This window comes from Actinomycetospora rhizophila (genome assembly GCF_042657905.1).
In the GTDB taxonomy this organism is placed as follows: domain Bacteria; phylum Actinomycetota; class Actinomycetes; order Mycobacteriales; family Pseudonocardiaceae; genus Actinomycetospora; species Actinomycetospora rhizophila.
The window spans coordinates 30,597-49,724 of sequence record NZ_JBHSKG010000004.1 but is presented as its reverse complement, the minus strand read 5'-3'; the positions used below and the strand labels follow the sequence as shown (position 1 = coordinate 49,724).

Genomic DNA, 19,128 nt, shown 5'->3' with positions numbered 1-19,128 from the left:
CTCGTCGGCGAGGGACGGTGTTGAGCGACCGGCTCAACACCTTCGGCCGAGAAGAGCGTGACCATGCCTGCAGTTGCTCGCCGACGGACTGCGGCGTCGTGAACGACCGCAGGCTCTGGACGGTCGTGGTGCTGCTGTTCGGGCTGCTGCTCCTGGGCGCCGTCACCGACTTCGGCGAGCTCCTCGAGCGGGTCGGCGTCCTCGGCATCGGTGGGCTCTGCGTGACCGCGCTCGGACTCGCCTACCTCTACCTCAGGGGCAGCGAGAACTGGCAGCAGACACTGCAGCACTTCCTCCCCGGGAACCCGCCACCCGCCGTCGCGGGGCAACCGGGCGGCGAGACGCCCGACCCGGAGCACCCCGACGCCGGCGACGCACCGGCCGAGCCGCCGGCTGTCCACGAGGACGCGGGCCGGCCGGCGGACGCGGGAGTCGATCGTCGTGACGTCCTCATCGGCGGTGTGCTCGCTCTGCTGGGGCTCGGCCTGACCGTGGCTGCGCCCGCGATCAACGATCGGTTTCGTGCACCCGGACCCGCTTTCCGCGCTGCCGCGTCGGCAGCGGTCAACGGCACCGGTGTGCTGCCGCTCCCCCGACCGGCCGGCGTCGAGGCCGGTGACGTGCTGGTCGCGCAGGTGCACGGCCGTAGTCGGGACCCGTTCCGACCACCCGCCGGCTGGACCCGTGTGGCCTCGGTGTCGGGGTCCGGCGACACCATGGAGTGCTTCTGGAAGCTCGTCGGCGAGCAGGAGCCCACGTCCTACCCGTTCGACGGCCACCAGCCGAACGGCAAGGGGGGCGGCATCACGGCGTGGTCGGGCGTCGACCAGACCGACCCGATCGCCGATAGCCAGGTCGCGGAGAAGGGCGAGACACCGGAAGTGGTGCTACCTGCGGTGACGTCACCGTCGCCGACCACGCCAGTGATCATGATGGTGGGATCGATCGGGGCAGTGGGGGTCGCGATGCCGGGAGCGATGGACACCCGGTGGGCGGAGGTCTCGCCGCCCGGCGAGTTCGTGTCGACCTCTGTCTGCGCCACGTCGGTGGGCCCGGCGCCGCCGGGAGGCGGCGACGAGGTCGCGCGCATCGGTATCGACCCCGGGTACGGCGGCTGGGTCGGGATCCTCGTGGCCCTGCGGGCGGCCTGAGGCCCGCCGGTACCGCGACGACCGTTCGCCCCACCGGAACACCGTGATGCCCGCCCCGCCGCCGCGTCCCTAGCGTCGGTCCCATGCAGCGCAGCACCGACCGCGTCCTGACGACCCACGTCGGCAGCCTCGCCCGCCCCGAGGCCCTGCTCGACACGATGCGGGAGAAGGAGCACGGGCGTCCCTACGACGCCGACCTCTTCGCCCGGCAGGTGACCGAGGCCGTCGCCGACGTCGTCGCCCGGCAGCGGGAGGTCGGGCTCGACGTGGTCACCGACGGCGAGATGGGCAAGGTCAGCTTCGCGACCTACGTCCAGCGCCGGCTCGACGGATTCTCCCCCGACTCCGGCGAGCGGCTGCTCCCGCCGTCGTGGCAGGTCGAGATCGACGCGTTCCCCGGGTACTACGAGGACTACCTCGGCAAGTACTCCAAGACGGTGGCGCCCATGCAGAGCGTCGCCTGCGTCGGCCCGGTGCGCTACACCGGCCACGAGGAGCTCCAGACCGACCTCGCCAACCTGCACAAGGCCCTGGCCGGCGTCTCCGGCGTTGTCGAGGCGTTCATGCCGTCCACCTCGCCGCGGGGCTTCGGGCGCAACGAGTACTACGGCACCGACCGCGAGTACTACGAGGCCGTCGGCGAGGCGCTGCGCGAGGAGTACCTGGGGATCATCGACGCCGGGTTCCTGCTGCAGATCGACGACCCGTGGCTCATCGAGATCCTGTCCGACCCGACGCTCGACGCCGCCGAGCGCGACCGCACCGCGCGCGAGCACGCCGAGATCGTCAACCACAGCCTGCGCGACATCCCGACCGAGAAGATCCGCCTGCACACCTGCTACGGGCTCAACCACGGCCCGCGGATCCACGACATCGGCATGGGCGAGGTCGCCCCGTACATGCTGGGGATCCGGGCCGGGGGCTACTCCTTCGAGGTCGCCAACCCCCGCCACATGCACGAGTGGAAGATCTGGCAGGACCTGCCGCTGCCCGACGGCGCGGTGCTCATCCCGGGCCTGCTCGGGCACGCGCAGAACTACGTGGAGCACCCGGAGCTGATCGCCGACATGATCGGCTGGTACGCCTCGGCCGTCGGGCGGGAGAACGTCATCGCCAGCGCGGACTGCGGGTTCTCCTCGCGCGCGAGCTACGCCCCCGAGGTGCACCCGACGGTGGTGTGGGAGAAGTTCCGCGCGCTGTCGCAGGGCGCGGAGATCGCCACACGGCGTCTCTGGGGCTGAGGGCCCGCTCGGGAAAGGGGAGGCGGGGTGCGCCGACGTCCCCCCGGGCGCCGGCCGGCCCCGCCTCCCCCTCCCGTCGCGCGCCCGGCCGCGTGATCCGGGCGAGCGCGAGGACGTCCGAGCGACCCCTCCGGTCCCCCGACGACCGTCGTCCCGCCCTCGGGAGAAGCCTCGCGGATCGCCGCGAGCGGGCGCATCAGAAGAAATGACTAGCCCGGCAGGTCACGGGCGCCCGCCGCTGGACGCCGCCGATCGCGCGCGCCTAGCGTCGTCGCCGTGCCAGGTCAGGGGGTGTCCGAGGGCGGTGGCGCGGCGGCCGTCGCCACCGAACCGCCGCCGTGGCGCGCCACCGACGCCGCGGTCCTGGCGCGGTGCTGGGAGCGCGCCCGCACCGAGGGGGCGCTGACCGTCGTCCTCACCGGCGACGCCGGCGCGGGCAAGACGCGGCTGGTCCGCGGGCTGGCCGAGCGCGCCGAGGCCGACGGCGGGATCGTGATCGCCGGGGCCGCGGTCGACGTGGGCGAGCAGCTGCCGCTGTGGCCGGTCGCCACCGGGCTGCGGCGGCTGCTGCGCGGGCCCGACACGGCCGCCGACGGGGGCGCGCCGGACACGGTGCCCACCGCGCGGGCGGCGCTGGCGTCGTGGCGCGACGAGCTCGCCCCGCTGCTCGACCCCGGCCCCGGGGCGACGCCCCCGTCGGGCGGGCACCTGCTCGAGCTGGTGCGCCGGGTGCTCGTCACCCTCGCCGGCGAGGCGCCGGTCCTGCTCGTCGTCGACGACCTGCACTGGGCCGACCGCACCACCCGCGAGCTCGTCGTCTCGCTCGTCGCGCACCTCACCGACGAGCGGGTCCTGCTGGTGGCCACCGCGCGCTCGGAGGCGCTCGACGTCGCCCACCCGCTGCGCCGCATGCTGCCCGAGCTCGCCCGCGACCGGGCCGTGCGGGCGATCGAGCTGGCGCCGCTGCCCCACGCGCGCGTCGAGGACATCGTGCGCGACGCCGGCGGCGACCCCGCGCTGACCGAGCTGGTGTGGCGGCGCTCGGCGGGCAACCCGTTCATCGTCGCCGAGACCCTCGCCGCGGTCGCCGACGGCGCCGCCGACGGCCTCTCCCCCGGCCTGCGCGGGCTCGTCCTCGGGCGGCTCTCGGGCCTGCGGCCGCTCGCGCAGAGCGTCGTCGCCGCACTCGCGCTGGGCGAGGAGCCGGTGCCGCACCGCCTGCTCGCCGAGGTCGTGCGCGCCGACGAGGACGACCTGCTCGCCGCCCTGCGCGAGGCGGCCGAGGCGGCGATGGTCGTCGTCGACGCGGACGTCGAGGGCTACGCGCTGCGCCACGGCCTGATGCGCGACGTGGTCGCCGCCGAGCTCATGCCCGGAGAGCGCCGGGGCCTGCACCGCCGGTACGCGCTGGCCTACGACGCCGTCCTCGGCGAGGTCCCCGACGTCCCGCCCGCTGCGTCGCTGCGCCGGGCTCACCACTGGGCGCGCGCCGACGACCCCGAGCGCGCGCTGCCCGCGGTGGTGCACGCCGCGACCGTCGCCGAGCAGATCCACGAGTTCGGCACCGCGTACCGCCAGTGGATGGCGGCCCTCGCCCTCGCCGCGGCGCGCGCCACGCCGCCCTCCGCGCGGCTGCTGCCCGGCCACCGCCCGCCGGCCCTGCCCGCGGCCGGCGCGGACGACCCGGAGGCCGGCGACCTGCTCGCCCGCGCCGCCGACACCGCCCGTCTCGCCGGCGAGTACGACGCGGCGGTCGACCTGCTGCGCCGCCTCGTGCCGGACCCCGCCACCGCGGGCCGCGCCGAGCTGCCGACGGTGGTGCGGCTCGGGCGCTCGCTGCTCGACGCGGGACGCACCGGCGACGCGGTGGCCGTCCTCGACGACGCCGGGCGCGCGGCCGACCGCGTCGGCGACGACCCGGCGCTGGCCGCCGTGCACGCCGCCCACGCCGACGCCCTGCTGATCACCGGCGACGTGCGCGGCGCCCGGCGCGAGGCCGAGCGGGCGCTCGCGGTGTCGCGACGGCAGGGCGAGCACCCCGAGCAGGCACCGATGCTCGCCACCCTCGGGTCCGCGCTCGCCTACCTGGAGAACCCCGACGCCGGGCTCGCCGCCGTCGCCGACGGCCTGATGATCGCCGAGCGCACGGGCGACGCCGCCGCGGTCGGGCGCGCCTACCAGGCCTGGGCCGACCTCCTGTCCGGCCCGCTCGGCGAGCTGCACGAGGGCGTCGAGATCGCGCGGCAGGGCGTGGCCCGGATGCGCGACCTGGGGCTCGCCCGCTCCGCCGGGGTCCGCCTGCTGGCGACCAGCGCCAACGGCCTGTTCCGGCTCGGGCGCTGGGCGGAGGCCTCGGACGCCGTCGACGAGGCCTGGGCGCTCTCGCCCACCGGCGCCGACGCGCTCGAGGTCCGGCTCGCGCGCTGCCGCCTGCAGGTCGGGCGCGGCGAGTTCGTCGAGGCCGACGAGGACCTGCGCGCGGTCGACCTCCTCGCGCTCGACGGCACGGGCGAGGACGCGTCGGCGCCGGACGACCCGCCCCGCCGGGGCACCGTGGCGTCGCGCTACCGGGTCCCGCTGCTGACCCTGCGCTCGGGGGTGGAGATGTGGCGCGGGCGCCCGGACCTCGCGCGCGGTCTCGTCGCCCGCGGCCTCGACGTCGCCGAGCACACGCCCGACGACGTCTTCCTCGTCGCCCCGCTCGTCTGGCACGGCCTGCGCGCCGAGGCGGAGGCGGCCGCGCGCGGCATGGCGACCGACCGCGCCGCCCTCGACCGCCTCGCCGGTCACGTCGTCCACCTCGAGCGCCGGGTGCCCCACACGGTGCCGGCGCTGCGGCGCACGGTGCTCGCCTACGTGCGGATGTGCCGCGCCGAGGCCGGGCGCGCCGCCGGTGCCTCCGACCCCGACGCGTGGGCGCAGGTCGCCGAGATGTGGGGCGCGCAGCTCAACCCCTACCCCGCCTCGTACGCGATGCTGCGCCGCGCCGAGGCGCTGCTCGCGACGGGCGCGCGCCGCGGGGAGGCGGCGCGCGCGCTGCGCTCGGCGGCCGGGACCGCGACCGCGATGGGCGCCGGGCCGTTCCTCGACGAGATCGCGGGGCTCGCCCGCCGGGCGCGGCTCGACGTCGCGCACGCGGGCGACCCGCCGGTGAGCCACGCCGGCGCGACCACCGCCGCCGCCCGGCGCGCCCCCGAGCTCGCCGCGCTCACCTCCCGCGAGCACGAGGTGCTCGCCGTGCTCGCCGACGGGCTGTCCAACCGCGAGATCGCCCACCGCCTCTACATCAGCGAGCGCACCGTCGCCGTCCACGTGTCCCGGGTGCTCGCCAAGACCGGGACCCGCTCGCGCACCCAGGCCGCCGCCCTGCTCCAGCGCGTCCGCGCGCGTCCCTCCGGCCCCGAACGAGGTCCCCGTGCCTGAGTCGACCGACGCCCTCGCCGGCAACCTGCAGTCGCTGGCCGGCCTCACCCGCCCGCGGCTCACCGACGTCCCGTCGGTCGTGGACCGTCTCGAGAAGATCGCCCACGCGTCGGCGACCCTGACCCCGCGTGGGGACGACGACGGGATCGCGTGCTTCTCCCGCCTCTACCTGCGGATCACGCAGGACGTCCTCGCCTCCTACGAGCAGCGGTCGCTGTTCCGGTGCGGCGACTTCATCCTCGAGCTCGACGGGGCCTTCGCCCAGCGCTACCTCGACGCGCTGGCCGCCCACACCGCGGGCGGGTCGCCGGCCCCGGGCTGCTGGCAGCTGCTGTTCGACCGGCGCCGCGACGAGGACGTCGCCCCGTGGCGCTTCGCCGCGGCGGGGGTGAACGCGCACGTCAACTTCGACCTCGCGTTCGCCCTGCTCGACGTGTGGGAGGCCCACGCGGACGAGCCGCTGGGCACCGTCGAGGAGCAGTACGACGACTACCGCGCGATCAACACGATCTTCGAGCGGAACATGGACGCGCTCTGCAACGAGTTCGACGCCCCGTGGTCGGACGTCGGCGGCGACGGGTCGTTCTTCGACCGCGCGGGCAACGTGCTCGGCGACCTCCTCGTCGTCGGCACCCGCGACCTGGCCTGGACGTTCGCCGAGCGCATGTGGCGCCACCGCGCGACGACCGGCTACCGCAACGTCCCGACGGCCACCCTCGACGCGGTGGCGAGCGGCCTGGCCGCGGCACTCATCTGACCTTCCCTCTACCGTCGGGGCCGTGCCCCGCCGCAGCCCGCCGCTCCCGCCGCGCGACGGGCTCGACCCGGCGCGGGTGCGGATGCCCGACGAGGGCCCGTGGGCGACGCTGCGCGAGCACCTCGTCGACCGGCTGCCCGTCCCGCCCGCCCGCGTCGACGCGATGCTCGCCGAGGGACGCATCGTCGACCACGACGGCCCGCTGGCGCCGGATGCGCCGTTCGTGCCCCGGTCGGTGATCTGGTTCCACCGCGACCTGCCCGACGAGGCGCCGGTGCCCTTCGACGTCGACGTCGTGCACCGCGACGACGAGATCGTCGTCGTCGACAAGCCGCACTTCCTCGCGACGATCCCCCGCGGGCGCCACGTGCGCGAGACCGCGCTGGTCCGGCTGCGCCACCGCCTCGGGCTCCCGATGCTCAGCCCCGCGCACCGCCTGGACCGGGTGACCGCGGGCCTCGTCCTGTTCGTCGTCGAGCCCGCGCGGCGCGGGACCTACCAGAACCTCTTCCGCGACCGGCGCGTCACGAAGGCCTACGAGGCGATCGCCCCGCACGATCCGGCGCTGACCCTGCCGCGGGTGGTGCGCAGCCGGATCGTCAAGGAGCGCGGGGTGGTCACCGCGCAGGAGGTGCCCGGCGAGCCGAACGCGGAGACGCTGGTGGAGCTGGTCGAGGCGAGGAACGGGACAGCCCGCTACCGGCTCACCCCGCGGACCGGCCGCACCCACCAGCTGCGGGTGCACATGGCCTCGCTCGGCCTGCCGCTGCTCGGCGACCCGTTCTACCCCGTCGTGCGCGACGTCCCGCTCGACGACTTCCGCGCGCCGCTGCAATTGCTCGCGCGCGAGCTGGCGTTCCCGGACCCGCGCACCGGCGAGCAGCGGGAGTTCACGAGCCGGCGCACGCTGCAGGCCTGGGACGACCCGGCCGGCTGGGCGGCGGGACCGTGACCGACCCCCTGGTCGTCACCGCGCTGTTCGACGCCGGGAGCCAGGCCGAGCTCGACGCGCGCCGGCGCCGCTGGTTCCCGGCCGGGCGGCGCGTCGTCGGCGCCCACCTCACGCTGTTCCACGCGCTGCCGGGCGAGCGGATCGACGACGTGGCCGCGGTCCTCACCGACGTCACCGGACGCGCGCCGATGGCCGCCGAGATCGAGGCGCCGATCTCGCTGGGACGGGGCGTCGCGCACCCGGTGGACGCGCCGGGGCTCGCGGCCGTGCACGGTCGCATCCAGCGGGCCTTCACCGGCGACCTCACGCGCCAGGACGCGGCGCGACTGCGGGCCCACGTGACGGTGCAGAACAAGGTCGACCCGGAGACCGCGAGGGCGACCCTCGCCGAGCTCGCGGCGCAGCACCGCCCCTGGACGGCGACGATCACCGGGCTCGGCCTGTGGCACTACCGCGGCGGGCCGTGGGAGGCGGCGGGCGAGTTCGCCTTCTCCGGATGACGGGCCGGACGACAGAACGGCCCGTCCCCCTCGCCGGGGACGGGCCGTGGTCGTGCTCGTGGACCGCGCGTGCCGCCTAGAAGTAGGTCTTGCGGCCACCCACGCCGCGGCCGACGGCGCCCAGGATCGTCAGGATGAGGCCGACGACCGCGAGGATGGCGCCGATCGTGTAGAGGATCGAGATGCCGGTGACGGCTCCGATGATGATGAGGATGACGCCGAGAATGATCACTGCTTCTCCTTGAAACGAAGTCCCTCGGGGTGGGGCCAGCCTGATACCCGGCGGGATCGAGCAGGAACCTCGGCATTCGGAGCATTCCTGGCTCACCCGCGGGGCGCATTCCATCACCCTCGGAACCCATTTCCGGGCGGGACACGACGAACACGCCGACCCGATCGGTCACCGTCGACGTCCAGGAGCGTGACCGTGGACCCAGCGCCGGCCCCCGAACGCACGAACGGAGCTTTCGCCGCCCGAAAGCTCCGTTCGTCGCGACGGCCGACCGGCGGTCGGCCCAGCGTCGCTAGTCCGTCCGGACCGTCAGACCCCACCCGGTCAGCTGACCCTGGTCGATGCCGACGCCGTCGACGACCTGCAGGCGCCACTGGCCGCCGGCCTGCTGGCCGACGTACGGGGCGAGCGGGCTGCCCGGGGTCGCGCTGTCGAAGTTCAGCTGGAGGCCCGGGTTCTGCCGGCTGCAGTCCTGGGGGTCGGCGAGGGTCACGGGCGTGCCCTGCGGCGAGATCAGCGTGACGGTGAGGTCGCAGGTGAACGGGTGCGCGATCGTGGCCTCGACGTGGATGTCCTGCACCTGCCCCGAGCCGTCGAGCGCGATGACGTCGGTGACGCCGGCCGGGTCGGAGTCCGGGATCGTGACGTTGGGGGTGGAGACCCCGATCAGGGTGCCGCCGCCCGAGAGCAGCACGACCACGCCGACGATGCCGGCGACGAGGAGCAGCGCGATGCCCCCGAGCAGCCAGCCGATCCAGCCGCGCCGGCGGGGCGGCGGCGGGCCCGCCGGGGCGTAGCCGGCACCGGGGACGGCGCCGGTGGGGGGCGGGATGTAGGGCGGCGGCGGGTAGGCGCCGGGGGTCGGCGGCGCGTAGCCCACCGGCCCGTACCCGGGCTGGCCGTATCCGGGCTGGCCGTATCCGGGAGGCGCCCCGCCGTACATCCCCGGCGCCTGGCCGACCACCGTCGTGGGCTGGGCCGACGCGGGGACCTGGCCGACGACCGAGGTCGGCTGCGACGACTGCTCGCCCTCACCGGCGGGGACGGGGGACGGCGGGACGACGGTGCTCATGGGGTGCTCCGGGGGGAAGAGCCGAGGGCTGTCTCGACGCACAGTAATCAGCACTCGGCCCCATCGGCGCGTTCTTCACTCGTTCAGCCCAACAACGACTTCGCACGGTGAGTGATGTGGCTCGCTGGCCGAGAAAGCTTTGACGTCCTACTATTTGCGGAGCGCCGACCTGGACTGCGAGGAAGCATGACGGACGAGCTGTACGTCCCGACCCACCCGATCCGCTTCGTCACCGCGGCGAGCCTCTTCGACGGGCACGACGCGGCGATCAACATCATGCGGCGGATCCTCCAGCGCCAGGGCGCGGAGGTCGTCCACCTGGGACACAACCGCTCCGTGGACGAGGTCGTCACGGCCGCGATCCAGGAGGACGCCCAGGGCGTGGCGATCAGCTCCTACCAGGGCGGTCACGTCGAGTACTTCTCGTACCTCGTCGATCTGCTGCGCGAGCGCGGGGCCGGGCACGTGAAGGTCTACGGCGGCGGTGGCGGCGTCATCGTCCAGGACGAGATCGACCAGCTGCACGCCCACGGCGTCGCGCACATCTTCTCCCCCACCGACGGCCAGCGCCTGGGCCTGCCGGGGATGATCAACACGATGATCGAGGCGTGCGACGTCGACCTCGGCGCGCAGCCGCCGTCCAGCTGGGACGGGGTCTTCACCGGCGAGCCGGCCACCCTCGCCCGCGCCCTCTCGGTCGCCGAGGCGGGCGCGCTGCCCGACGAGGTGCGCGAGCGCGCGACCGCGGCCGTCGAGGGCAAGTCCGTGCCGGTCCTGGGCATCACGGGCACCGGGGGCTCGGGCAAGTCGTCGCTCACCGACGAGCTGGTGCGCCGGTTCCGCCTCGACCAGGAGGACAAGCTCCGGATCGCGGTGCTCGCCGTCGACCCGACGCGGCGCAAGGGCGGCGGCGCGCTGCTCGGCGACCGCATCCGCATGAACTCGCTCGGCGGGGCGCAGGTCTACTTCCGCTCGATGGCCTCGCGTGGCCAGAAGGGGTCCAACTCGGGGGGCACGCTGCCGGAGAACCTCGGCGACGCGATCCTGCTGCTGCGCGCCTCGGGCGCCGACCTCGTGATCGTCGAGACCCCGGGCATCGGCCAGGGCGACGCCGGCATCGTCGACTTCGTCGACTCATCGCTCTACGTCATGACGCCCGAGTTCGGCGCCGCGTCGCAGCTCGAGAAGATCGACATGCTGGACTTCGCGGACGCCGTCGCGATCAACAAGTTCGAGCGCCGCGGGGCCGACGACGCCCGGCGCGACGTGTCCCGCCAGCTCGTCCGCAACCGCGACGCGTTCTCGTCGTCGTGGGAGGACATGCCGGTCTTCGGCACCAGCGCCGCGACGTTCCACGACGACGGCGTCACCGCGCTCTACGGCCACCTGCGCACCATGCTCTCCGAGCAGGGGCTGACGATCGGCGAGGGCCGCCTCACGATCCCGGACTCCAAGGTCTCCACCGACTTCGCGGCGTCGATCCCGCCGGAGCGCGCCCGCTACCTCGCCGACATCGCCGGCACGGTGCGCGGCTACCACGACGAGACCGCCGCGATGGTGACCGCGGCCCGCCGCCGCGCGGCCCTGCGCACCGCCGCCGAGGCGCTGGGCGACCGCGAGGCCGGCGAGCTGCCCGCCGTGCTCGCCGAGGCCGAGCGCGATCTGCCCGGCGAGGCCGCGGCCCTGCTCGACGCCTGGCCGGAGACCCTCGAGGCCTACGCCGGCGACGAGATGGTCGTCCACGTGCGCGACAAGGAGCTGCGCACGCAGCTGACCCGCGAGACGCTCTCGGGCAACAAGGTCAACCGCGTCTCGCTGCCGCCGTTCACCGCCGACGAGGAGGTCCTGCGCTTCCTGCGCCGGGAGAACCTGCCCGGGCACTTCCCGTTCACCGCCGGGGTGTTCTCGTTCAAGCGCGAGGGCGAGGACCCGGCGCGCATGTTCGCCGGCGAGGGCGACGCGTTCCGCACCAACCGACGCTTCCACTACCTCTCGCAGGACTCGCCGGCCAAGCGCCTGTCGACCGCGTTCGACTCGGTGACCCTCTACGGCCACGACCCGGCGACCCCGCCCGACGTCTACGGCAAGGTCGGCACGTCGGGGGTCTCGATCGCCTCGCTGGACGACATGAAGGTCCTGTACTCGGGCTTCGACCTCACCTCGCCCACGACGTCGGTGTCGATGACGATCAACGGCCCGGCGCCCGCGATCCTGGCCTACTTCCTCAACACCGCGGTCGACCAGCAGGTGGACGCGTTCACCGAGGAGAAGGGCCGCGAGCCCAGCGACACCGAGCGCGCCGAGCTCGCCGAGCACGCCTACCGGAACGTGCGCGGCACGGTGCAGGCCGACATCCTCAAGGAGGACCAGGGCCAGAACACCTGCATCTTCTCCACCGAGTTCTCGCTGCGGATGATGGCCGACATCCAGGAATGGTTCATCCGCCACAAGGTCCGCAACTTCTACTCGGTGTCGATCTCCGGCTACCACATCGCCGAGGCCGGGGCGAACCCCATCAGCCAGCTCGCGTTCACGCTGGCGAACGGGTTCACCTACGTCGAGTCCTACCTCGCGCGCGGGATGGACATCGACGACTTCGCGCCCAACCTGTCGTTCTTCTTCTCCAACGGCATGGACGCCGAGTACTCCGTGATCGGGCGGGTCGCGCGCCGCATCTGGTCGGTCGCGATGCGGGAGCGCTACGGCGCGAACGAGCGCAGCCAGAAGCTGAAGTACCACGTGCAGACCTCGGGCCGGTCCCTGCACGCGCAGGAGATGAACTTCAACGACATCCGGACGACGCTGCAGGCGCTCTGCGCGCTGTACGACAACGCGAACTCCCTGCACACCAACGCCTACGACGAGGCCGTGACCACCCCGTCGCAGGAGTCGGTGCGCCGCGCGCTGGCGATCCAGCTGATCATCAACCGCGAGTGGGGCCTGTCGATGAACGAGAACCCGCTGCAGGGTTCGTTCGTCATCGACGAGCTCACCGACCTCGTCGAGGAGGCCGTGCTGAAGGAGTTCGACTCGATCGCCGAGCGCGGCGGCGTGCTGGGCGCGATGGAGACCGGCTACCAGCGCGGCAAGATCCAGGACGAGTCGATGCTCTACGAGTCGCGCAAGCACGACGGCTCGCTGCCCATCGTCGGCGTCAACACCTTCCTGCCCCCCGACGACGGCGAGCAGGAGGGCCACGAGCTCGAGCTCGCGCGCGGCACCGAGGACGAGAAGAAGGGCCAGCTCGAGCGCGTCGCGGACTTCCGGTCGCGGCACGCCGACACCGCACCCGAGGCCCTGCGGCGCCTGCAGGACGCGGCGACCTCGGGCGCGAACGTGTTCGACGAGCTGATGTCGGCGGCCCGCGTGTGCACGCTCGGCCAGCTCACCGACGCGTTCTTCGAGGTCGGCGGGCAGTACCGCCGCAGCATGTGACGGTTACTGGCTGGTATCTCGCTCCTGGCGAGGGATACCAGCCAGTAACCCGCGTACGGAGCGCCGAGAGATCGCGGCCTGATCGCGCCCGAGTCCTAGACGAGTGCCAGCAGTCCCGCAGCTTCTTCAGGCGGCCGCGTCACGTCGACGGGGACGACCGCGATGGCCCCCAAGAGGCGACCATCGGACCGCACGTCCACGCGCCGTGGTGGGGCAGGCTCGAGGGCGGGATGGACGAGGATGGCGACGGACTCGTACGCCGTCCCGTAGGTCAGTAGCTGGTGCACGTCCCCGGAGCTGATGGCGCGATCGACGTATTGCTTGTACTTGGCGTCCACGGGACGGGGCTCGGGGCCCTGCAGGACGGCGTCGGGGATGAAGGAACGGGTTGAACGGCCGGTCTCGGCCACGGTGATCGACCTGTGGTGCGGGGCCGAAGCACCGAGCTTCGTGGAGGCGTCGGCGCAAGCTCGAGCGACGCCGCGCTCCCACAGACGATTCATATTGATCAGCAGACTCCCGGCCCGCCAACGGCCGGGGACGACCATGTCGTCGACCCCGCCATCACCGAGCAGGAGGCCGGCCCACCGCAGTGCGCTCCGGTAGCGCGCGTTGAGCGAGTGGTAGTGCAACCGTCGGAGCCTGGCGAGAGCGTCGCCGCGGGTCGCGGGGGGAAAGGCATCGCGGATGTCCCTGATCCTGCGCCGACGCTCCCCGATCGAGACCGACGAGGCCACGTCCAGCGCGGCCCCACAGATCAGGTTCTCGGAAATGTCGATACGTCGGTCGACCCGATGGATGTGGAGGCGATCCACCTGGCCGTAGCGACGCCCTATCTGGCGCGCAACGTCGAGTCGGCCGCGCAACACAGTGTCCACGGCCTCCTCACCGCGATAGTCGCGGAGCAGGCCGTTCGCCACGAGGCGCGAACACTCATGGAGCAGGGCTTCGACCACGACGTCTCGTAGACCGGGAACCCCCACCGACCAACCACGGCTCCGCTCGACGTGCACGGGTACCGAGCCGGCGTACGCGATCCAGACAGCCGTCGTGACTCCGTCGACCAGGAGCTTGGGCTCGACCTGCAGGCGGCACCCCTCGAGCTCCAGGACCCCGCACACGGGCCCCACCTCGAGAATGGAGCGCTCACCGGCCGAGACCACCCGCAGGAGCTCGGGTCCCACTTGGGCGATGGCCTCGTGGTCCCCCGGAGCGAGAGGGGCCGGCAGCACGACCGTGGTGTTCTCGTCGGTGACGACAACGGGTCGATCATCCACCGAGGGTGGCTTCCGTGGCTCCGAACTCCTTCGCGAGACGGACGAGCAGTTCCTCGGGCTCCACGACGACGAAGCCGTGACCCCTGACGAGGTCGTCGCCGAGAAGACGGCGCAGCACCACGGGGTCTCCCGCTGCCGAGTCCTCGAGTTGCGGCGCGAGGTCCTGGTAGAACGCGTCGGCCACCGCCTGGGGCGAGTCGACCGGCAGATCGTCGGCGAGGAGATGCGCGTGACCGAGGCAGTGGTCGGCGCCGAGGTGCTCCACGATCCGACGGTTGAGCTCGGTGAGGAAGGTGCTCAGGTTCAGCGGTCCGACGAGACCCTCGACCTGGGCGGGTTCTGGCGGCACCTCCACGAACGCGAAACGGCGGCGGACCGCCGCATCGATGTGGGCGACACTGCGGTCCGCCGTGTTCATGGTCCCGATCAGGACGATGTTCTCGGGCACCGAGAAGGGCCGTCCGCTCACGGGTAGGCGCACCGTCACGTGCTCCCTCTTGTCCCGCTCCAGCAAGGTCACGAGCTCGCCGAGGACTCGCGAGAGGTCGGCGCGGTTGATCTCGTCGATGATGAGGAAGAATCTCGATCGCGGCGCCTTCCTCGCTGCGGTGCACACGCGGAGGAAGACTCCGTCGGTGAGATCCAGGGCAAGACCGCCGCCTTCGACGACCACCGGCTTGTAGCCCTCGACGAAGTCCTCGTAGCCGAGTGACGGATGGAAGGTCGTCATGCGGACCTTCGCATCATCATCGCCGTCGAGCATCTCGCTCACCGCGGCAGCGCGCGCTTCGCGCCCACCCATCTCTGAACCGTCGGTACCCGACATCGCGAGGGCCGCGCTGAGCGCGAGGCGGGTCTTGCCGGTCCCGGGCGGTCCGTACAGGACGATCTGCCCCTTCCGCTCGGCGGCGCGGACCACCTCGGCGACCGCGTCGGGCCACTCGCCGCGCAGGGAGCCGGCGGAGCCTGCCGTCTCTCCACCCGCTGCGGGACCGGGACGCGGACCCTCTCCGCGGCCGCCCGAGATCTCTGTCCACTGCGCCGGCGAGACGTTGTTGAACGTCGGGACCCAGCCCCGCGCCGGCACCGACAGCTTCTGCGCGTAGGACTCGTCCCAGTTCACGGCGACCTGGTGGCGGTACTCGGGCAGCTCCGCGGCATACCCGTATCCATCGGGGGTCACGAGGCCGACCGCGAGGACCTCGCTCGTCCCGCGGTTCGCGACGATGCGCGCCCCGGCGGGCAGGTCACGGAAGCGCAGGAGCTGACGCGCAAGCTTGCGTAGTGGTGTCGGCCCCATGGACCGGTACGCCTCCTCGAGGGCGGCGACGAGCTCGTCGTCGGACCCGAATTCGCGCAGGTCCCCGATGGCGTCCCACCCGACCCGGATGACGCCCTGCTCCCGGCACTCGGGCCACAGCCGGGCCTGCTCACCCGGGGACACCTTGAGGATCGGCGCACTCCCGGTCCGCGGGTCGATGTGGGTGTAGAGGAACTGGAGGACCTCCTCGGACCGCCAGGTCGAGAAGGGGGCGGTCTCCCGGACGAGCTCGAGGAGCTGTCGGTTCAGGGCCCACGACGTCGCGTCGCCGACCGGGACGCCGCCGAACAGCCGGATGAACTGCCGCAGGTGGTCGCCTGAGTACACGTCGAGGAAGTGCTGCGGCGCATAGATCGCGAAGGTCTTGGTGACCAACGCCGGTCCCCATCGCAGAAGTGCGAGGTCGTCGAGCTCGTCGAAACGCCCAGCACGGGCGGCGTCGATCCCTCGCACGTACTCGGCGCGAACGCGAGACCACGCCTCGTGCGGCTCGAGACCCTCCAGCGGACCCGCGAGCCACCAGGCACCGCTTCCCTGCCGGTAGATGATGTGCTTGCGCGCGCTGCCGCCCTTGATGCTGCCGAGGTTCGGCGTGCGGTACTCGAGCTCCTGGCAGTAGGGGACGCTCTCGCCTCGCACGCCCAACGCGTAGCTCTCCAGCGGGAGGGAGGGCCAGCTGTCGACCGGGAAGCGATCGAGGACGCGTTCACGTTCCTGATCGGCGTGCTGTTCGACGACCTGCGTAGCGGGCCGTCCGTGGTGCTCGAGAGCTGCTGCGAGTTCGGGAGCGACGGTCACGAGCCGGAGTATGGACGCCGCGCGAGGTACGTCCTCACAGGCGGTCGAGCTGCTCGTCGAGGGCGGCGACGAACCGGTCGACGCCCTCGTCGCCGCCCAGGACGCCCGTGTCCGCGGCCACCCCGAGGCGCACGCGCCCGGCGTAGCTCAGGATGCTGACGCCGAGGGCGAGCCGGCCCGAGCAGGGCACCCAGAACAGCAGGTCGCGCACCGGCGTCCCGGCGAGGGTGAGCTCGCGGACCGGCCCGGGGACGTTGGTGATGATCAGGCTGGCGGCCTCGGCGTAGCGACCCACGAGCGCCTGGGTCCACGCCGCGCGGCCGTGCCCCGCGGCGGCGATGCCGATGAAGGTCGCGAGCGCCTGGTTCGTGCGCTTGATCGCGGCCATCGTCCGGTGCATGCGCTCGACGCGGCGGCCGGGGTCGGGCTCGTCGGTGGGGATGGTCGGGAGCACGAGGCCGAACTCGTTGCCGAGCCAGTGCGACACGGGGCGGTCGAGGCGGCGCAGGTTGGTCGGCATCACCGCGCGCAGGCGCGGGGTGTCCTCGCCGAGGAACGACCGCAGCGCGCCCGCGACCGCGGCGCACAGCACGTCGTTGACGCTTCCGCCGTGCTCCTTGCCGGCCCGCTTGACCACGTCGAGGTCCACGCTCCGGCTCCAGCGCGCCGCCTTCGCCTCGCCGAGGCGGCCCCGCAGCGCGGTGTCGGCGTCGGCAGGTGGGCGGGCGATGAGCGCCGTCGACCGCCCGATGGCCCGGCCGGTCGCCGCGAGCTCCCGGGTGCCACCGGGCCGGGAGGACCCGGCGACCGTGCGGGTCAGCCGGCGCAGGCGCTGCGGGACCTCGCGGCGGACGAGGCGGACGTCGCGCACGCCGTGCCGGCGCTTCGGCGGGGCGGCGTAGGCGACGGGCGTGCCCTCCTCGGTGCCCGGCGCCCCGTCGGCCAGGGCGTGGAAGAGGTGGTTGAGCGCGACGCCGTCGGCGAGCCCGTGGTGGATGCTGACGACCACCGCGGTGCCCTCGCCCGCCCAGCCGGTGAGCACGTGGATCGCCCACCAGGGCCGGTCCTCGGGCAGCGGCCGCGACATGAGCTCGCCGACGTGGCGGGCCAGCGCGTCGTCGTCGCCCGGCGCCGCGAGCGCGACGGTGTCGATGTGGGCGCCGAGGTCGGGCTCGTGGTCGACCCAGCGCACCGGACCGAGACCGCTCGCGGGCCACGTCGGGCGCTGCCGCAGACCCGGGTAGACCGCGACCCAGCGCTCCCGCACCCGCTCGCGCAGCGCCGCGATGTCGACCGGCCCCTCGCAGAAGAGGATCCCGTGCACCACCATGCGGTTGGTCGGCTGCTCGAGCTGCAGCCACGCGGTGTCGATGCCCGACGCCCAACGATCCACTGTTCGTGTGCCTCCGCTCACGGTGTGATGGCGGTACCGACGGTATCGGACACCATCGGGGCGCTCCCTGGGGCACCCTGGAGACATGAACGTGATCGACGACGAGGGCCGCCGCATCCCGCTCCCCGCCACGATCGACCGGGTGGTCAGCCTCGTCCCGTCGCTCACCGAGGCCGTGGGGGTCACCGAGCCGGGCCTGCTGGTGGGCGCGACCGACTGGTGCACGCACCCCGACGACCTCGACGAGCACGGGATCACGCGCGTGCGGGGCACCAAGAACCCCGACATCGAGGCGATCGTCGCCCTGCGGCCGGACGTCGTGCTGGCCAACGCCGAGGAGAACAAGCCCGCCGAGCTCGAGAAGCTGCGCGAGGCCGGGCTCGCCGTGTACGTCACCGACATCCGCACGGTCGACGGCGCCCTGCGCTCGCTGGAGCGGATGCTCGCCGCCTGCGGCCTCGAGCGCCCGGCCTGGATCGACGGGGCGCGCGCGGCCTGGGACTCCCTGCCGCTGCCCGACGCTCCGCGCCGCGCCGTGGTGCCGATCTGGCGCAAGCCGTGGATGGCCGTCGGCTCGGACACCTTCACCGGGGCGGTGCTGGCCCGTCTCGGGGTCGAGAACGTGCTCGACGACAGCCCCGAGCGCTACCCGCGCTTCGACCCGGCCGATCTCCCCCCGCACGACCTCGTCGTGCTCCCCGACGAGCCCTACCGGTTCACCGCCGACGACGGCCCCGAGGCCTTCGATGCCCCGTCGGCGCTGGTCAGCGGGCGGCTGCTCACCTGGTACGGCCCCAGCCTGCTCGAGGCGGCGCGCCTGCTGCCCGCGGCGCTGAGCGCCGCCGGGAACCCGGCGGCGGCGCGCTGACGCGTCAGCCGGCGATGGCCCGCCGCACCTCGTCGTGGGACCCCTCGACGTCGATGCGCGCGAGCGCGCCGGCCAGGCGGCCGATCTTCTCGGGCCGGTCGCCGTAGCGGGCGAGGTCCGGCGCGCTCTCCCCCAGCCCGAGGGCCGCGGCGGCGCGCAGCGCCCGGGTGTCGGCGAACGGGGCGACCTCGTCCCAGAGCACCTGCACCTCGCGCAGGAAGACGTCGACCGCACCGTCGTCGACGCCGGGCAGGGCGGTGAGCAGCTCGCGCTCGCGGGCCGGGTCGTGCCCGGCGTGCTCGCGCAGCGCGCGCAGGTCGCCGCCCCAGTCGTCCGCGAGCGCGGTCGCGAGCGCCACCAGCGTCGCCGCGGAGCCCGACGCGCTGTCGTCGCCGTCGCCGCGGTCGACACCCTCGACCGCGGCGCCGAGCTCCTTGGCGACGTCCTGCTCGTCGGCGGCGGCGAGGTCGGTGGCGGTGTGCCAGCGGTTGGTGAGCTCGTGCGCCGCGCGGGCCGCGCCGCTGGTCTCGCCCCGCGGCGCCACGACGACCGCTGCGACGAGCAGGCCGAAGAGGCTGGCGGGGTTGTCGGTGCGCCCCAGCCCGATCTCCTCGGCGAACCCCCGGCCCTCGCGCGCGAGGACCGCCCGGGCGGTCAGCTTCTGCTCTTCACGCAGCGTGTCGTCCATGGGACCGGGGCTACCCGCAC

At 73.7% G+C, this 19,128-nt stretch carries 14 protein-coding genes; 8 read left to right on the top strand and 6 right to left on the bottom strand.

Annotation, left to right across the window (positions count from 1 at the left end; genetic code table 11):
* Positions 1-98 precede the first annotated feature (98 nt).
* From ACFPK1_RS09585 to ACFPK1_RS09560, 6 genes are all read left to right on the top strand, one after another.
* Positions 99-1,151: a hypothetical protein gene (locus tag ACFPK1_RS09585; protein ID WP_378020689.1), complete on the top strand. Its 1,053-nt coding sequence runs from the start codon at positions 99-101 to the stop codon at positions 1,149-1,151.
* Positions 1,152-1,234: 83 nt separating this feature from the next.
* Entirely contained in the window at positions 1,235-2,392 is a 1,158-nt protein-coding gene (locus ACFPK1_RS09580) for a cobalamin-independent methionine synthase II family protein (protein WP_378020688.1), read from the top strand.
* A 276-nt stretch (positions 2,393-2,668) separates the two neighbouring features.
* On the top strand, positions 2,669-5,815 hold the full coding sequence (locus tag ACFPK1_RS09575; protein WP_378020687.1) for an ATP-binding protein: 3,147 nt from the start codon (positions 2,669-2,671) through the stop codon (positions 5,813-5,815).
* A complete protein-coding gene (locus ACFPK1_RS09570; protein WP_378020686.1) occupies positions 5,808-6,572 on the top strand; it encodes a DUF5995 family protein in 765 nt (254 codons plus the stop codon). Before ACFPK1_RS09575 ends, ACFPK1_RS09570 begins: the two co-directional genes overlap by 8 nt.
* Before the next feature lie 82 nt (positions 6,573-6,654).
* Positions 6,655-7,524: an RluA family pseudouridine synthase gene (locus ACFPK1_RS09565; RefSeq protein WP_378021003.1), complete on the top strand. Its 870-nt coding sequence runs from the start codon at positions 6,655-6,657 to the stop codon at positions 7,522-7,524.
* Positions 7,521-8,024, top strand: coding sequence for a 2'-5' RNA ligase family protein (locus ACFPK1_RS09560; RefSeq protein WP_378020685.1), 504 nt, complete (start codon positions 7,521-7,523; stop codon positions 8,022-8,024). Before ACFPK1_RS09565 ends, ACFPK1_RS09560 begins: the two co-directional genes overlap by 4 nt.
* Positions 8,025-8,100: 76 nt before the next feature.
* Here the strand turns inward: ACFPK1_RS09560 and ACFPK1_RS09555 are convergent, their stop codons facing one another.
* Positions 8,101-8,256 (bottom strand): hypothetical protein, encoded by a 156-nt coding sequence (locus tag ACFPK1_RS09555; RefSeq protein ID WP_166660086.1) that lies wholly within the window; start codon positions 8,254-8,256, stop codon positions 8,101-8,103.
* Positions 8,257-8,548: 292 nt separating this feature from the next.
* Entirely contained in the window at positions 8,549-9,328 is a 780-nt protein-coding gene (locus tag ACFPK1_RS09550; protein WP_378020684.1) for a proprotein convertase P-domain-containing protein, read from the bottom strand.
* A 186-nt stretch (positions 9,329-9,514) separates the two neighbouring features.
* Between ACFPK1_RS09550 and icmF the strand changes: the two genes are divergently transcribed.
* Positions 9,515-12,763 carry a fused isobutyryl-CoA mutase/GTPase IcmF gene (gene icmF, locus ACFPK1_RS09545; RefSeq protein WP_378020683.1) on the top strand — a complete coding sequence of 1,083 codons (3,249 nt, stop codon included), beginning with the start codon at positions 9,515-9,517 and terminating at the stop codon, positions 12,761-12,763.
* Between the two features lie 95 nt (positions 12,764-12,858).
* Here icmF and ACFPK1_RS09540 read toward each other — a convergent pair whose 3' ends face one another.
* The 3 genes from ACFPK1_RS09540 to ACFPK1_RS09530 all read right to left on the bottom strand — a co-directional run bounded on the left by ACFPK1_RS09540 (position 12,859) and on the right by ACFPK1_RS09530 (position 17,552).
* The gene (locus ACFPK1_RS09540; RefSeq protein WP_378020682.1) at positions 12,859-14,040 is read right to left on the bottom strand and encodes an McrC family protein; all 1,182 of its coding nucleotides are present in this window, start codon (positions 14,038-14,040) and stop codon (positions 12,859-12,861) included.
* A complete protein-coding gene (locus ACFPK1_RS09535; RefSeq protein ID WP_378020681.1) occupies positions 14,033-15,484 on the bottom strand; it encodes an AAA family ATPase in 1,452 nt (483 codons plus the stop codon). The genes ACFPK1_RS09540 and ACFPK1_RS09535 overlap by 8 nt, the downstream gene beginning before the upstream one ends.
* A 709-nt stretch (positions 15,485-16,193) precedes the next feature.
* Positions 16,194-17,552 carry a wax ester/triacylglycerol synthase domain-containing protein gene (locus ACFPK1_RS09530; protein ID WP_378020680.1) on the bottom strand — a complete coding sequence of 453 codons (1,359 nt, stop codon included), beginning with the start codon at positions 17,550-17,552 and terminating at the stop codon, positions 16,194-16,196.
* A gap of 85 nt (positions 17,553-17,637) precedes the next feature.
* On the opposite strand from ACFPK1_RS09530, the gene ACFPK1_RS09525 reads away from it, so the two are divergent.
* Positions 17,638-18,420: a helical backbone metal receptor gene (locus tag ACFPK1_RS09525; RefSeq protein ID WP_378020679.1), complete on the top strand. Its 783-nt coding sequence runs from the start codon at positions 17,638-17,640 to the stop codon at positions 18,418-18,420.
* A 4-nt stretch (positions 18,421-18,424) separates the two neighbouring features.
* Here the strand turns inward: ACFPK1_RS09525 and ACFPK1_RS09520 are convergent, their stop codons facing one another.
* Positions 18,425-19,108 (bottom strand): hypothetical protein, encoded by a 684-nt coding sequence (locus tag ACFPK1_RS09520; protein WP_378020678.1) that lies wholly within the window; start codon positions 19,106-19,108, stop codon positions 18,425-18,427.
* Positions 19,109-19,128 lie beyond the last annotated feature (20 nt).